The following is a 14,009-nucleotide window of genomic DNA, read 5'->3' on the forward strand; positions in this document are numbered from 1 at the left end:
CATGTTGCGCAATGCCGGAATTGACGCGGGAGTGAAAGATTACGGCCGCTCCACGCACATGGCCACGCCCATGCCGCCGCCGATGCACAGCGTGGCAAGCCCGCGCCTCGCGCCGCGGCGCTTCATCTCGTAGATGAGCGTGTTGAGGATGCGCGCGCCCGAGGCGCCGATGGGGTGGCCGATGGCGATGGCGCCGCCATTGACGTTCACGATCTCGGGGTTCCAGCCCATTTCCTTGTTCACGGCGAGCGCCTGGGCGGCGAAGGCCTCGTTGGCCTCGACAAGGTCGAGATCGTCGATCTTCCAGCCGGCCTTCTCAAGCGCCTTGCGGCTCGCGGGCGCGGGGCCGATGCCCATGATCGCCGGGTCCACCCCCGCGGTGGCCCAGGAGACGATGCGCGCGAGCGGCTCGATGCCGCGGCGCTCGGCCTCCTCGGCGCTCATCAGGAGCACGGCCGCTGCGCCGTCGTTGATGCCGCTGGCGTTGCCGGCGGTCACCGTGCCGTCCTTCTTGAAGGCCGGGCGGAGCTTCGCCAGCGCCTCGAGCGTGGTGCCGTGGCGGATGTACTCGTCCTTGTCCACGACGATGTCGCCCTTGCGCGTCTTGACGGTGACCGGAACGATCTCCTCATCGAACTTGCCCGCCTTCTGCGCCGCCTCGGCCTTGTTCTGGGAGGCCGCGGCGAACTCGTCCTGCATCTCGCGGGTGATCTGGTATTTCTCCGCGAGGTTCTCGGCCGTCTGGCCCATGTGATAGCCGTTGAAGGCGTCCCACAGCCCGTCGCGGATCATGGAGTCGATGAACTGCATGTCACCCATCTTCTGGCCCTTGCGCAGATGGGCGACATGCGGGCTGAGCGACATCGATTCCTGCCCGCCCGCAGCGACGATTTCAGCGTCGCCAAGCTGGATGTGCTGGGCGCCAAGCGCCACCGCCCGCAACCCCGAGCCGCAGACCTGGTTGATGCCCCACGCCGCCGACTCGATCGGCAGGCCCGCATTCACATGGGCCTGGCGGGCCGGGTTCTGGCCCTGCCCGGCGGTCAGAACCTGCCCCAGGATCGTCTCGGACACCTCCGACTTGTCGAGACCCGCGCGCTCGACCACCGCTTCGAGCACGACGCGGCCAAGCTCGTGCGCGGGAGTATCGGCGAATGATCCGTTGAAGCTGCCGACAGGGGTGCGCGCGGCAGCGGCGATGACGACGTTGGACATGAGCAGAGCCTCCCGATCAATTGGCAATGACCGGCCCGGCCTGCCCTGATCCCTTGCCGAAAACACAGGTTCCCGCAGTCGGTTCAACGGATCCGGCCGGGCGCCGGTCGCGATCTCGAGCTTCTATACATTCTGCGGTGCAGCGATGCAATCGGCGAGGGCCTTGCGCTTGGTGGCCATGGGGTGGAACCTTCACCCCGCAGCGAGTCTCGTCTCCTCCTCTTCGCGCGCCCAGGGCGGGCGTATCGTCGGTGCTCCAAAGTAGTATCCCTGAAGGCAATCGACCCCGAGATTGGCGAGAAAGACGGCGTCAGCCTCGCATTCGACCGACTCGGCAACGGTGAACATGTCGAAGTGCCGGGCGATCGCCAGCAGCGCCTCGGTCAGCACCTGGTTGTCGGGCTCGGCGTGAATTCCGCGGATGAACTGCCCGTCGATCTTGAGGATGTCGAAACAGAAGTCCCGCAGATAACGGAAGGAGGTGTAGCCGGCGCCGAAGTCATCGAGTGCAAAGGTGATGTCCTTCGCCTGCAGCTCCTTCATGAACACCTGGACGAGATCCGGCATGAGCATGGCCGAGCCTTCGGTGATTTCCAGAATGAGCCGCTCGGCAATGGTGGGCTCCCCGGCGAGCCCCTTCTCGAGCACCGCGCGCCAGGGCGGATAGCCGATGGAGCGGGCGGACATGTTGATTGCCAGCCGCAGGCCCGCGTGCCGGCGCAGGGTCTCCAGCCCCATTTCGAGCGCCAGACAGTCAAGCTTGCGGCCAAGCTCCGTCTGCTCCACGGCGCCGATGAACTCGCGCGCGGGGATCGGGCGGCCCGAGGGTTCGAGCACGCGCAGAAGCCCCTCGTAGAAGCCCGTGCGCAAGGGCTGCAGCGCGGTCACCACAGGCTGGAACGCCAGCACGACGCGGCGCGCCTCGACCGCCTCGCGCACCATGGCGATGGTGTGCCGGTCGCGCGCGGCAATGGCGGCGGCAAGCGGATTGTCAGGCCCGTCGAGCGCGGGCAGCGCGCCTTCGGGCAATTTTCCCGTCACGATGTCGACCATAGCAGACTCCCCAAACACCGCCGACACTGCCGCGAGAAGCTTTACGTCTGGTAAAAGTTCGCGTTTTGTCTCAAACTTTCACGGGATGGCACACGGCGGAACGGGCGCGGAACATGAGCGAGCAGCGATGCCCCTGGTGCGGTGATGATCCGCTCTATGTGGCCTACCATGACGAGGAGTGGGGCGTGCCCGAGCGCGACAGCCGCGCGCTGTGGGAAAAGCTCGTGCTCGATGGCTTCCAGGCCGGGCTGTCATGGATCACGATATTGAGAAAGCGGGAGAATTTCCGCGCGGCTTTCGCCGGTTTCGACCCGGAGGTGATCGCGCGGTGGGGCGAGGCGGAGGTGGCCCGCCTCCTCGCCGACCCCGGCATCGTGCGCCATCGCGGCAAGATCGAGGCGACCATCACCAACGCCCGCGCGTGGCTCGAGATCGAGGCGCGCGAGGGGTTCGCGACCTTCCTGTGGAGCCGGGTGGGCGGCGCGCCCATCCAGAACCGCTTCCGCAGGATGGACGAGGTGCCGGCCGAGACGCCGCTCTCGCAGCACATCTCACGCGATCTGAGGGCGGCGGGCTTTCGCTTCTGCGGGCCGACGATCACCTACGCCTTCATGCAGGCCACCGGCATGGTCAACGACCACCTTGTCACCTGCCCCCGGCATGCGCAGGTGGCCGCGCTCGCCTGAGCCTCAGCGCTGTGCGCCAACGAGCGCGGCGATGATGGCGCGGGCGCTGTCGCTGTCCCACTCGGCATCGCCGAGCAGGCGGGCGATCTCGCGGCCCTCCGGGTCGAGAATCACCGTGGTCGGCAGACCGAAGACGGCCATCTCCCGCGCAAGCCGCTGGGAAGGGTCGCGGTAGCGCGGCAGCTCGCTCACGCCGATCTCGTCGAAGAAGCGTGCGATGGCCGGCGGCGGGTTGCGGCCCGTGGCGATGGTGACGACCTGAAAGCGCTCGCCCCCCATCTCGCGCTGCAGCGCCTCGAGCCCCGGCATCTCCTTGCGGCAGGGTGCGCACCATGTGGCCCAGAAGTTCAGAAGCACCCATTTCCCGCGAAACTCGGTCAGCGTGATCTTGCTGCCGTTCTCGTCAAGAAAGGGCGCTTGCGAGGCGGCAACGGCCTCAGGCAAGAAGGCGAGCTTCTTCATCGAGCCCGCGCGCAGGGCCTCGAGCGCGCCGATGTCCTGGGCGGCGGCGGCATTTGCGCCGAGGATCAGCGCCGTGTAGAGGACGGCGGCAAGAAATCTGCGCATCTCTCCCTCCCGGGGTCTACAGCCATGAACCAGAAGAGCTCCAACGCCATGTGGGGCGGTCGCTTTGCCGCCGGACCGGACGCGATCATGGAGGCAATCAACGCCTCGATCGGCTTCGACAGGCGGCTTGCGCCACAGGACATCGCCGGCTCCCGCGCCCATGCCGCGATGCTGGCGGCCACGGGCATCATCTCCGATAGCGATGCCGAGGCGATCCGTGAAGGGCTTCTCACGATCTTGTCAGAGATCGAGGCGGGCACCTTTCCCTTCTCCACCGCGCTCGAGGACATCCACATGAACGTGGAGGCGCGGCTGAAGGAGCTCATCGGCGAGCCCGCCGGGCGGCTGCATACCGCGCGCTCACGCAACGATCAGGTGGCGACCGACTTCCGCCTCTGGGTGCGCGAGCAGATCGACGCGCTTGACGAGGCGCTGGTGGCGCTGATGCGCGCGCTTCTCGCACAGGCCGAGGCGGGGCCCGACTGGGTGATGCCGGGCTTCACCCATCTGCAGGTGGCCCAGCCGGTCACATGGGGCCATCACATGATGGCCTATGTCGAGATGTTCGGGCGCGACCGCGGCCGCTTCGCCGACGCCCGCGCGCGGATGAACGAATGCCCCCTCGGCGCGGCCGCGCTTGCCGGCACCTCCTTTCCGATCGACCGGGAGATGACGGCGAAGGCGCTCGGCTTCGACCGGCCGATGGCCAATTCGCTCGATGCCGTCTCCGACCGCGACTTTGCGCTCGAGTTCCTCTCCGCCGCCTCGATCTGCGCGATGCACCTCAGCCGGCTGGCCGAAGAGCTTGTCATCTGGTCAACCGCGCAGTTCCGCTTCGTCACGCTGTCGGACCGCTTCTCCACCGGCTCCTCGATCATGCCGCAGAAGCGCAACCCTGACGCTGCCGAGCTGATCCGCGCCAAGATCGGGCGCATTCTGGGGGCGACCGTTTCGCTCTTCGTGGTGATGAAGGGGCTGCCCTTGGCCTATTCCAAGGACATGCAGGAGGACAAGGAGCAGGTCTTCGACGCCGCCGATTCGCTGATGCTGTCGCTGGCGGCGATGGAGGGGATGATCCGCGACCTCACCGTCAATCGCGAGGCGCTCGAGGCGGCGGCCTCGGCGGGCTTCTCCACCGCCACCGATCTGGCCGACTGGCTGGTACGCCGGCTTGGCCTGCCCTTCCGCGAGGCCCATCACGTGACCGGCGCGCTGGTGGCGAAGGCCGAGGCGAAGGGCTGCGACCTGCCCGAGCTGACGCTCGAGGAGATGCGCGAAGTCCATCCCGGCATCACCGAAGAGGTGTATGACGTGCTCGGCGTGCACAATTCGGTGGCGAGCCGCACGAGCTATGGCGGCACCGCGCCCGAGCAGGTGCGCGCGCAGATCGCCCGCTGGAAGGAGATCCTTGGATGAAGCTCGTTCTCGCGCTCACGCTTCTTTTGCCGCTCATCACCTGCGGGGTGGAGGGCCCGCCCGTGCCGCCGCCGCCCCGGCCCGATACCACGCAAGCCGGGTAGCCGCGCGATGGATCATTTCCTTTACCGCAACGGCGTGCTCCACGCCGAAGATGTGCCCGTCCCCGAGATCGCCGTGGCCGTCGGCACGCCCTTCTACCTCTACTCCACCGCCACGCTCCTGCGCCATTACCGGCTGTTCGAGGAGGGGCTCGCGGGCACCGATCACCTCATCTGCTACGCGGTCAAGGCGCTGTCGAACCAGGCGATTCTCGCCACGCTCGCGGCCGAGGGGGCGGGCATGGACGTGGTCAGCGAAGGCGAATACCGCCGCGCCCTCGCCGCCGGGGTGCCGGGTGAGCGGGTGGTCTTTTCCGGTGTCGGCAAGACGCGCGGGGAGATGCGCGTGGCGCTTGCCGGCGGCATCCGGCAGTTCAACGTCGAATCGGAGCCGGAGATGCGCGCGCTCGACGAGGTCGCGCGCTCGATGGGGCTGGTGGCGCCCGTCGCCATCCGCGTGAACCCCGATGTCGATGCCCGCACCCACGAGAAGATCGCCACCGGCCGGAAGGAAAACAAGTTCGGCATCCCGATCAGCCGCGCCCGCGAGGTCTATGCCGAAGCGGCGCGGCTCAAGGGGCTGAAGGTGGTGGGAATCGACGTGCACATCGGCAGCCAGCTCACCGATCTCGCCCCTTTCGAGGAGGCCTACACGAAGGTCGCGGAGCTTGCCCGGCAACTTCGTGCCGATGGTCACGAGATCAGCCGGCTCGATCTCGGCGGCGGCCTTGGCATCCCCTACGAGAGCCAGTCGAATGCCCCGCCGCCCCTGCCCACCGACTACTGCGCCATGGTCCGCCGCGTGGTGGGCGATCTGGGCTGCGAGATCGAGATCGAGCCCGGCCGGCTGATCGCAGGCAATGCCGGGATCATGGTGGCGCAGGTTGTCTGGCTCAAGCATGGCGAGGACCGCGACTTTCTCATTCTCGACGCGGGCATGAACGATCTCATCCGCCCGGCCATGTATGGCGCCTGGCACGAAATCGTGCCGGTCATCGAGCCCGCGCCCGGTGCCGAGCTTCACCCCTTCGACATCGTCGGCCCGGTCTGCGAGACCGGCGACACCTTTGCCCGCAACCGCCCCATGCCGCCGGTGGCGGCCGGTGATCTCGTCGCCTTCCGCTCGGCCGGGGCCTATGGCGCGGTGATGGCGTCGGAATACAACACCCGCCCGTTGATCCCCGAAGTGCTGGTGCGCGGCGATCAATTCGCCGTCATCCGCGCACGCCCCACATTTGACGAAATCATCGGGCGCGATACCATTCCGGAATGGCTTTGACCCTTTGCGCCTGACCGGGCGGGGAGCGCCTGAGGCATGAACGAGATGGCCCGCATCCCGCCGGAGGCTCGCAGCCGCCTTGCGTGGCCGCTGCGGCTGACCTTCCTCGGCATGTTCGCCGAGCGGGCCGCGCGTGCCTTCTGGCCGCTGTGGAGCATCATCTTCGCGAGCTTCGCCGCACTGATGCTGGGGTTGCACGAGCTCGCCCCGCTCGAGGTTGTCTGGACGGCTGGCGCGGTGGCGATCATGGGCGCGCTTCTCGCGCTTGCGCACGGGCTCGCGCGCTTTCGCTGGCCGCGCCAGCACGAGGTGGTGGCGCGGCTCGATGCCACGCTTCCCGGCCGGCCGATCTCGGCGCTGGCCGACGAGCTGGCGGTCGGGCGCGGCGATGCAGCCTCGGCCGAGCTGTGGCGCGCGCATCTTGCGCGCATGGCCGCGCGTGTGGCCGAGGCCCGCGCGGTGCGCCCGAAGCTGGGCCTTGCCGCGCGTGACCCCTACGCGCTGCGCTACGCGGCGCTGGTGGCGCTCGCCGTGGCGGTTCTCTTCGGCTCGGTCTGGCGCGTCGGCACCGTCACCGAGATGACGCCGGGCGGCAGCGCTGAGGCGCTTGCCGCCGGGCCAAGCTGGGAGGGCTGGGTCGAGCCCCCCGCCTATACCGCAAAGCCCACGCTCTATCTCAACGACCTGCCTGCCGGGCGGCTCGAAGTGCCGCAGGGCAGCCGCATCACTCTGCGTCTCTACGGCGAGGTGGGCGCTCTGACGCTTTCCGAGACGGTCTCGGCGCGCACCGGCGAGGTGCCACCCGCCTCCGCTCCCGAGCAGTCCTTCACGGTCGTGCAATCGGGCCGTCTTGCCATCGAGGGGCCGGGGGGGCGCAGCTGGGAGGTGACGATGATCGCCGACGCGCCGCCGAGCGTGCGCCTCGACGGGCCGGCCGAGCGGGGTGCGACGGGCGAGATGCGCCTGCCCTTTGTTGCCTCCGATGACCACGGGGTGGTGAGCGGGCGCGCCGAGATCACCCTTGCGCTCGACCGGGTCGATCGCCGCTACGGCCTCGCCGCCGAGCCCGAGCCGCGCGCGCCTCTGGTCTTCGATCTGCCGATGACCATCACCGGCGACCGGCGCGACTTCCGCGAGGTGCTGATCGAGAATGTCTCGGGCCACCCCTGGGTCGGCCTGCCGGTGGAGGTCAGGCTCACCGTGGTCGATGCCGCCGGGCAGGAGGGCAGCTCGGCGCCCGAGATCATCGAGCTTCCGGGCCGGCGTTTCTTCGACACGCTGGCCAAGGCGATTGTTGAGCAGCGTCGCGACCTGCTGTGGAGCCGCGCCAATGCGCCGCGCGTGGCGCAGGTTCTGCGCGCCATCAGCCACCGCCCCGAGGACATCTTCGACAGTGAGACCGCCTATCTCAAGCTTCGGGTCGCGATCCGGCGGCTGGAGCTTGGCCTCAAGGACGGCCCGCTTGACGATGCGCTGCGCGACGAGATCGCCGAGGCGCTGTGGGACATCGCGCTGATGATCGAGGACGGTACGCTTGCGGGCGCGCTCGAGCGTCTGCGCGAGGCGCAGGAGCGGCTGGCCGAGGCAATGCGCAACGGCGCCAACCGTGAGGAGATCGAGCGGCTGATGCAGGAGCTGCGCGAGGCGATGAGCGACTACATCCGCCAGCTCGCCGAAGAGCAGCAGCGCGAGGGCGGCCAAGAACAGCAGGCCGAGCGCCAGCAGCAGGGCCAGGAGATCACCGGCCAGCAGCTCGAGGAGATGCTGCAGCGGCTGCAGGAGTTGATGGAGCAGGGCCGTATGGACGAGGCGCAGCAGCTTCTCGAGGCCCTGCGCCAGATGATGGAGAACCTGCAGGTCACGCAGGGGCCGAACGGCCAGCAATCGCCGGGCCAGCAGGCGCTCAATGGCCTTGCCGACACGCTGCGCCAGCAGCAGGAGCTGAGCGACGACACCTTCTCGGACCTGCAGCGCCAGTTTCAGGACGGCCAGCAGCAGGGCCAGCAACAGGGCCAGCAGGGGATGGAGGGCCAAGAGGGTCAGGAGGGCCAGCCCCCGGGCGCGGGGCGGCAGGGCAGCGAGACGCCGGGCGAGGGGCTGGGCCAGATGCTCGCCGACCGCCAGCGCGCGCTGCGCGAGCTTCTCGAGGGGCAGTCGCGTGGCCTCCCCGCGCCAGGCACGCCCGAGGGGGATGCGGCGCGCGAGGCGCTCGACCGCGCCGGTCGCGCCATGGAGGGCGCCGAGGAAGCCCTGCGCGAGAACGATCTTGCCGGCGCGCTCGACGAGCAGGCCGAGGCGATGGAAGCCCTGCGCGAGGGGATGCGCAACCTCGGCGAGGCGCTGGCGCAGGAGCAGATGCAGAACGGCCAGCAGGGCGAGAATTTCGGCCGGGCCGATGCCCCCCGCCGCCGTGACCCGCTCGGCCGCGACATTGGCCGCGACGGGCAGATCGGGACGGAGGAGAAGCTGTTGCAGGGCGAGGACGTGTACCGCCGCGCCCGCGACCTTCTCGACGAGATCCGCCGCCGCTCGGGCGAGCGCGACCGGCCGCTGATCGAGCTCGACTACCTGCGCCGGCTTCTGGAACGGTTCTGAGCGGCAATGCGCCGCGCCGTCGCGGCATCCGTTGACACGCCGCCCCCATGCGGCTCGACAACGCGCCCGGGCTTGGCGAGAATGCACTGCAAAGCATGCCCGTGGACAGCCCGCGAGGAAGGGGGCCATGGAAACAGAACGCCGCGTTGCCCATGCGCCGAGGGTGGCCGAGCTGGCGCGCCAGTGTGCCGCGCTCACCGGCCCCTGCGTCGGCTGTACCGAATGCAAGGGGGCTTTGCCTCGCGCTGATCGAGGCGCTGGCGCTGCCCGACATCATCCTGCGGCGCCGCTGACAGCGCGCCCGGGGCACCTCGCGTCGCGGTGCATCGTCGCGTGCGCCGCCCAAGAGACGGGACTCCTGCCGGGGCAGGGAGATGCATGGCTGTGACGGTCATCACCCCGGCATGTCCTGGAGCTCCCAGGCGCGGAGTATCGAAGCCTCCCCAACGCGCACGAGCCGCGCCGCGACCGCCGCCCTTGCCGGTCCCAGCCAGTGCGACGCAGACCCCTGCCCGCCCGCGTCGAAGAGCGTCAGCAGGTCGCGCGCAACTCCCGCCAGCGAGCGAAGGCCGAGCGGTTCGGCAAGGGTGGCGATGCGCCCCGCACGCTCCGCCAGCTCCTGCCTGTCGCCACGCCGCAAGGCGGCGTCGAAGTGGTAGAGCCAGTAGGCGAGCTCCTCGAGCGCAACCGCCGGGGCCGCCGGGCTGCTCCGGTCGTTCGGTTCCGCGTTGCGGCTCCGGGCGAGCTGCCCGTCGATCACGACCTGCTCTGCCAGGCGCAGCCGGATGACGCCTTTCATTTCACCCTCGCTCTTCCCCGTTTTCCTCACCGCCCGGCAAAATTGGCCCGCGCGCGCCAAGAAAGCGTTGACGGCGGCGGAGGAAATGGCTCGCATTTGCCGACAATGCAGCCTACAGACGCTCCGAACCGGGGAGGGAGAGCAACGCATGCTGCCGGTACGCCCGCTGCCTGCCTATCTGGTCCAGCGCTATCACGGCTGGAAGGCAACGACCTTTGCCGAGAACCGGGCCTGGTACAAGCGTCTTGCCGAGGAGGGCCAGCGGCCGCGGGCGATGGTCATCACCTGCTGTGACAGCCGCGTGCACGCGACCTCGATCTTCGGGGCGGATCAGGGGGAGTTCTTCATCCACCGCAACATCGCCAACCTCGTGCCGCCCTATGCGCCGGATGGTGACCATCACGGCACCTCGGCGGCGGTGGAGTATGCGGTGACGGCGCTGAAGGTCGCGCATGTCATCGTCATGGGGCATTCGCGCTGCGGCGGGGTGCAGGGGTGTCATGACATGTGCTCGGGCAATGCGCCGGAGCTCGAGAAGGCCACGAGCTTCGTCGGCCGCTGGATGGACATCCTCCGCCCCGGCTACGAGCGGGTGGCCGGGCGTGAAGGGGTGGAGGATGCGCTCACCGAGCTTGAACACGAGGCGGTGCGGGTGAGCCTCGAGAACCTGATGAGCTTTCCCTTCGTGGCGCAGGCGGTGGAAGCGGGTGACCTGACGCTGCATGGCGCCTGGCACGAGATCGGCTCGGGCGAGCTGCATGTGCTCGACGCCGAGACGGGGTGTTTCGTGCCGGTCTGATGCCGCGCCTTCACCCTTTCTCAACCATGGCCGGGCGAGGCTCGGGACATGGAGATGGAACGCGCGAGTTTCCGGCTGCCGCGCGAGATGCGCGCGGCGCTGGAGAGGATGGCGGCCGAGGAGGATGTTTCGCCGGGGCAGATCCTGCGCCGGCTCATTGACCGCGAGATCGCGCGGCGCGCCCGCGCGAAGCCGCCCGTGAGGGCGGATGAGCGGCTCCTCGCGCCCTTGCGGGCGCGGCTCGCCGATGATCTCGCCCATGCCCCCGGTTGGCGGGAGCTGCAGGCGCGGCTCCGGGCCAAGGGCTATGAGCTGCGCGAGGCCGGTGGCGGGCTTGCGCTGCACCGCTGGCCGGAAGGAGACCGGCTGTGCAAGGCCTCGGAGCTCGGCTTCAGCTACAGCGCGCTGATGCGCCGCCTCGGCGCGCCCTTCCCCGGCCATGCCCATCGCGGGCTGGCGGCGCGGATGCTCGGGCAGAAGCCGGCGCTCAGCCCTTCTTCAGCACCCGGTTGCCCAGAAGCTCGGCGATCTGCACCGCGTTGAGGGCCGCGCCCTTGCGCAGGTTGTCGGACACGCACCACAAGTTCAGCCCGTTGTCGATGGTGGGATCCTGCCGGATGCGGCTGATGTAGGTGGCGAAGTCGCCCACGCATTCCACCGGCGTGATGTAGCCGCCGGGCTCGCGCTTGTCGACGACCATGATACCCGGCGCCTCGCGCAGGATGTCGCGCGCCTCGTCCTCGTCGAGATTTTCCTCGAACTCGATGTTGATCGCCTCCGAATGGCCCACGAACACCGGCACCCGCACGCAGGTGGCCGTGACCTTGATGGCGGGGTCGAGAATCTTCTTGGTCTCGGCCACCATTTTCCACTCCTCCTTGGTCTCGCCGGAGTCGAGGAAGACATCGATGTGCGGGATCACGTTGAAGGCGATCTGCTTGGGGAAGACCTTGGGCGGCACGCTCGCGGTCGGATTGTAGATCGCCTTGGTCTGCTCCCACAGCTCGTCCATCGCTTCCTTGCCCGCGCCCGAGACCGACTGGTAGGTGGAAACCACCACGCGCCTGATCCGCGCGCGGTCATGGAGCGGCTTCAGCGCCACCACCATCTGCGCGGTGGAGCAGTTGGGGTTGGCGATGATGTTCTTCTTCGCATAGCCCTCGATCGCATCGGCGTTCACCTCGGGCACGATCAGCGGCACGTCGGGGTCGTAACGGTAGAGCGAGGAGTTGTCGATCACCACGCAGCCGGCCTTGGCCGCCCGCGGTGCGTAGGTCTTCGTCGCCTCCGAGCCGATGGCGAAAAGCGCGATGTCCCAGCCGATGAAGTCGAACTGCTCGATGTCCTGGGTCTTCAGCGTCTTGTCGCCGAAGCTCACCTCGGTGCCGAGTGAGCGGCGCGAGGCAAGCGCGGCGATCTCGTCAACGGGGAACTGGCGCTCGGCCAGGATGTTCAGCATTTCCCGGCCCACGTTGCCCGTGGCGCCGGCGACGACGACTCGATAGCCCATGCGGCTCTCCCGGTTCTTCAAGCTGCGGACGCGGGCTTCTATCGCAGCGCGGGCGCGGGGAAAAGGGGTGTGTGCCGTCGCAAGGGGGCCGGACGCGCCCCCTCACCACATGCTGTTGGGCAGGTAGAGCACCAGCGAGGGTATCAGCACCAGAAGCGCGAGCCGGATGATGTCGACGATCCAGAAGGGGGTGACGCCCCTGAAGATCGTCGCGGTCGAGACATCGCCCACCACGCCCTTCAGCACGAAGACGTTGAGCCCCACCGGCGGGGTGATCAGGCTGATCTCGGTGACCACCACCACGACGATGCCGAACCAGACCGGATCGAAGCCAAGCCCCGTGACCAGCGGAAAGAAGATCGGCACGGTCAGAAGCAGCATCGACAGGCTTTCGAAGACGCAGCCGAGAATCACGTAGATGAGCAGGATCATCAGCATGACCGTCATCGGCGAGAGCCCGGCGCTGGTGACCATGGCCTTCAGCCCCTCGGGCAGCCCCGCGAGATTGACGAAGTTGGAAAACGCCCAGGCCCCGATGAGCACCGCGAAGAGGGCCGCGGTGGTCTGGGCGGTCTCGATCAGCACCTGCACGATCGTGCGAAAATCCAGCGAGCCGCGCGACAGCGCGATCAGGAAGGCACCGGCCGCGCCCATCCCCGCCGCCTCGGTGGGCGAGAAGGTGAGGTTGATCGGCCAGACATTGAGCACGCCGTAGAGCCCGCCGATGACGAGGAAGAAGAGGAGCAGCACCGCCCAGACTTCCCTCAGCGCCGCCAGCCGGCCGGCCAGCGGCGTGCGCTCGCCCGCGGGCCCTGCCTCGGGGTCACGCATCACCGTGAAGCGCACCGCAACGAGGTAGAGCAGAACCCCCAGCACCCCCGGCACGATGCCGGCGATGAAGAGCTTGCCGATGGAGGTCTCCGTCAGCAGCCCGTAGATGACGAGAATCACGGAAGGCGGGATGAGAATGCCCAGCGTGCCGCCCGCGGCGATCGAGGCGGTCGAGAGGCGGTCCTTGTAGCCGAAGCGGCGCATCTCGGGCATCGCCACCTTCGACATGGTGGCGGCGGTCGCCAGCGACGAGCCGCAGATCGCCGAGAAGCCCGCGCAGGCGACGATGGTGGCCATGGCAAGCCCGCCGCGCATATGCCCCAGAAAGGCGTAGGAGGCGCGGTAGAGCTCGCCCGCCAGCCCGCCGCGGCTGACGAAGAGGCCCATCAGGATGAAGAGCGGCACCACCGAAAGCCCGTAGTCCTGCGCGGTGTCGATGATCAGCCGCCCGAGCATGGAAATCGAGGCGCGGAAGCCGCGCAGCTCCATGTAGCCGATGAAGCCCACAAGCCCCATGGCAATGGCGATGGGCATGCGCAGGAACACCAGGACCAGAACGGCGCCAAGGCCGATGATCGACTCCAGCATCAGGAAGGCACCTTCGAGGGGGCGACGACGCGCATGACGCCGCGCGCAAGGAACACGCCAGCGGTGACGAGACAGAAGGCGGCGATGAACCAGCCGGTGATGAACTTCGGAAAGTGCAGGTATTCGGTCGTGTCGCCATAGCTGCGGGCGCGCTCGGCAAGCTCCCACACCCGCCAGGCCGGCCACAGGAGCGCCAGCCCGCAGATGAGGTCGATGAGGGTGTCACGCAGCCGCGCGGCCCGGCGCGTGAAGAACGGATCCATCAGGTCCACCACAATATGCCCGCCCCGCCAGGTGACGGAGGGCAGACTCGCGAACACGATGATCGCCATGAAGATGCGGGTGAGCTCGGTGGCCGACTCGATGGGGTTGCTGAGCGCGCTGCGGAGGATGACATCGAAGAAGGTCATCGTCATCAGCACGAACAGGGCGAGCGCCGCCAGCCAGTTCGGCAGCGCCTCGGCCCAGCCCCAGAAGCTGCGCGGGATGATCCTGCGCTGGCCGCCGGCCGTTGCGGTTGCCTTTTCTCCCTCGCTCATTTTCCCCGCTCCCTCAGGCAACCGGGGCCCC

Annotated in this window: 14 protein-coding genes; 7 read left to right on the top strand and 7 right to left on the bottom strand. The window is 68.5% G+C overall.

The window, feature by feature from the left end:
• Window positions 1-39: 39 nt before the first annotated feature.
• Together BLQ14_RS01615 and BLQ14_RS01620 are read right to left on the bottom strand one after the other, a co-directional pair.
• Window positions 40-1,215: an acetyl-CoA C-acetyltransferase gene (locus BLQ14_RS01615; protein WP_092497510.1), complete on the bottom strand. Its 1,176-nt coding sequence runs from the start codon at window positions 1,213-1,215 to the stop codon at window positions 40-42.
• A 192-nt stretch (window positions 1,216-1,407) separates the two neighbouring features.
• Entirely contained in the window at window positions 1,408-2,268 is an 861-nt protein-coding gene (locus BLQ14_RS01620; RefSeq protein ID WP_092497512.1) for an EAL domain-containing protein, read from the bottom strand.
• Window positions 2,269-2,381: 113 nt separating this feature from the next.
• Between BLQ14_RS01620 and BLQ14_RS01625 the strand changes: the two genes are divergently transcribed.
• On the top strand, window positions 2,382-2,954 hold the full coding sequence (locus BLQ14_RS01625; protein WP_092497514.1) for a DNA-3-methyladenine glycosylase I: 573 nt from the start codon (window positions 2,382-2,384) through the stop codon (window positions 2,952-2,954).
• Window positions 2,955-2,957: 3 nt separating this feature from the next.
• Here BLQ14_RS01625 and BLQ14_RS01630 read toward each other — a convergent pair whose 3' ends face one another.
• Window positions 2,958-3,521: a TlpA family protein disulfide reductase gene (locus tag BLQ14_RS01630; RefSeq protein ID WP_092497516.1), complete on the bottom strand. Its 564-nt coding sequence runs from the start codon at window positions 3,519-3,521 to the stop codon at window positions 2,958-2,960.
• A gap of 24 nt (window positions 3,522-3,545) precedes the next feature.
• Between BLQ14_RS01630 and argH the strand changes: the two genes are divergently transcribed.
• The 4 genes from argH to BLQ14_RS01645 are packed head-to-tail and all read left to right on the top strand — an operon-like array spanning window position 3,546 to window position 8,912.
• Entirely contained in the window at window positions 3,546-4,937 is a 1,392-nt protein-coding gene (gene argH / locus BLQ14_RS01635; protein WP_092497518.1) for an argininosuccinate lyase, read from the top strand.
• Complete coding sequence (locus BLQ14_RS15250; RefSeq protein WP_106176380.1) at window positions 4,934-5,041, top strand: argininosuccinate lyase; 108 nt, start codon at window positions 4,934-4,936, stop codon at window positions 5,039-5,041. Before argH ends, BLQ14_RS15250 begins: the two co-directional genes overlap by 4 nt.
• Window positions 5,042-5,048: 7 nt before the next feature.
• On the top strand, window positions 5,049-6,317 hold the full coding sequence (gene lysA, locus BLQ14_RS01640) for a diaminopimelate decarboxylase (protein ID WP_092497520.1): 1,269 nt from the start codon (window positions 5,049-5,051) through the stop codon (window positions 6,315-6,317).
• A gap of 36 nt (window positions 6,318-6,353) precedes the next feature.
• A complete protein-coding gene (locus BLQ14_RS01645; RefSeq protein WP_245656841.1) occupies window positions 6,354-8,912 on the top strand; it encodes a TIGR02302 family protein in 2,559 nt (852 codons plus the stop codon).
• Window positions 8,913-9,306: 394 nt separating this feature from the next.
• Here BLQ14_RS01645 and BLQ14_RS01650 read toward each other — a convergent pair whose 3' ends face one another.
• Entirely contained in the window at window positions 9,307-9,711 is a 405-nt protein-coding gene (locus BLQ14_RS01650; protein ID WP_092497522.1) for a hypothetical protein, read from the bottom strand.
• Between the two features lie 148 nt (window positions 9,712-9,859).
• Here BLQ14_RS01650 and BLQ14_RS01655 point away from each other — a divergent pair, with 148 nt between their 5' ends.
• Together BLQ14_RS01655 and BLQ14_RS01660 are read left to right on the top strand one after the other, a co-directional pair.
• Window positions 9,860-10,510 (top strand): carbonic anhydrase, encoded by a 651-nt coding sequence (locus BLQ14_RS01655; RefSeq protein ID WP_092497524.1) that lies wholly within the window; start codon window positions 9,860-9,862, stop codon window positions 10,508-10,510.
• 48 nt (window positions 10,511-10,558) lie between these two features.
• Complete coding sequence (locus BLQ14_RS01660) at window positions 10,559-11,053, top strand: hypothetical protein (RefSeq protein ID WP_245656843.1); 495 nt, start codon at window positions 10,559-10,561, stop codon at window positions 11,051-11,053.
• Here BLQ14_RS01660 and BLQ14_RS01665 read toward each other — a convergent pair.
• From BLQ14_RS01665 to BLQ14_RS01675, 3 genes are all read right to left on the bottom strand, one after another.
• Entirely contained in the window at window positions 10,998-12,020 is a 1,023-nt protein-coding gene (locus tag BLQ14_RS01665) for an aspartate-semialdehyde dehydrogenase (RefSeq protein ID WP_092497526.1), read from the bottom strand. The genes BLQ14_RS01660 and BLQ14_RS01665 overlap by 56 nt on opposite strands.
• A gap of 102 nt (window positions 12,021-12,122) precedes the next feature.
• Window positions 12,123-13,439, bottom strand: a complete 1,317-nt coding sequence (locus BLQ14_RS01670; protein WP_092497528.1) for a TRAP transporter large permease — start codon at window positions 13,437-13,439, stop codon at window positions 12,123-12,125.
• Window positions 13,439-13,978: a TRAP transporter small permease gene (locus BLQ14_RS01675; RefSeq protein ID WP_092497530.1), complete on the bottom strand. Its 540-nt coding sequence runs from the start codon at window positions 13,976-13,978 to the stop codon at window positions 13,439-13,441. The genes BLQ14_RS01670 and BLQ14_RS01675 overlap by 1 nt, the downstream gene beginning before the upstream one ends.
• Window positions 13,979-14,009 lie beyond the last annotated feature (31 nt).

Source organism: Meinhardsimonia xiamenensis (genome assembly GCF_900102905.1).
Classification (GTDB): domain Bacteria; phylum Pseudomonadota; class Alphaproteobacteria; order Rhodobacterales; family Rhodobacteraceae; genus Meinhardsimonia; species Meinhardsimonia xiamenensis.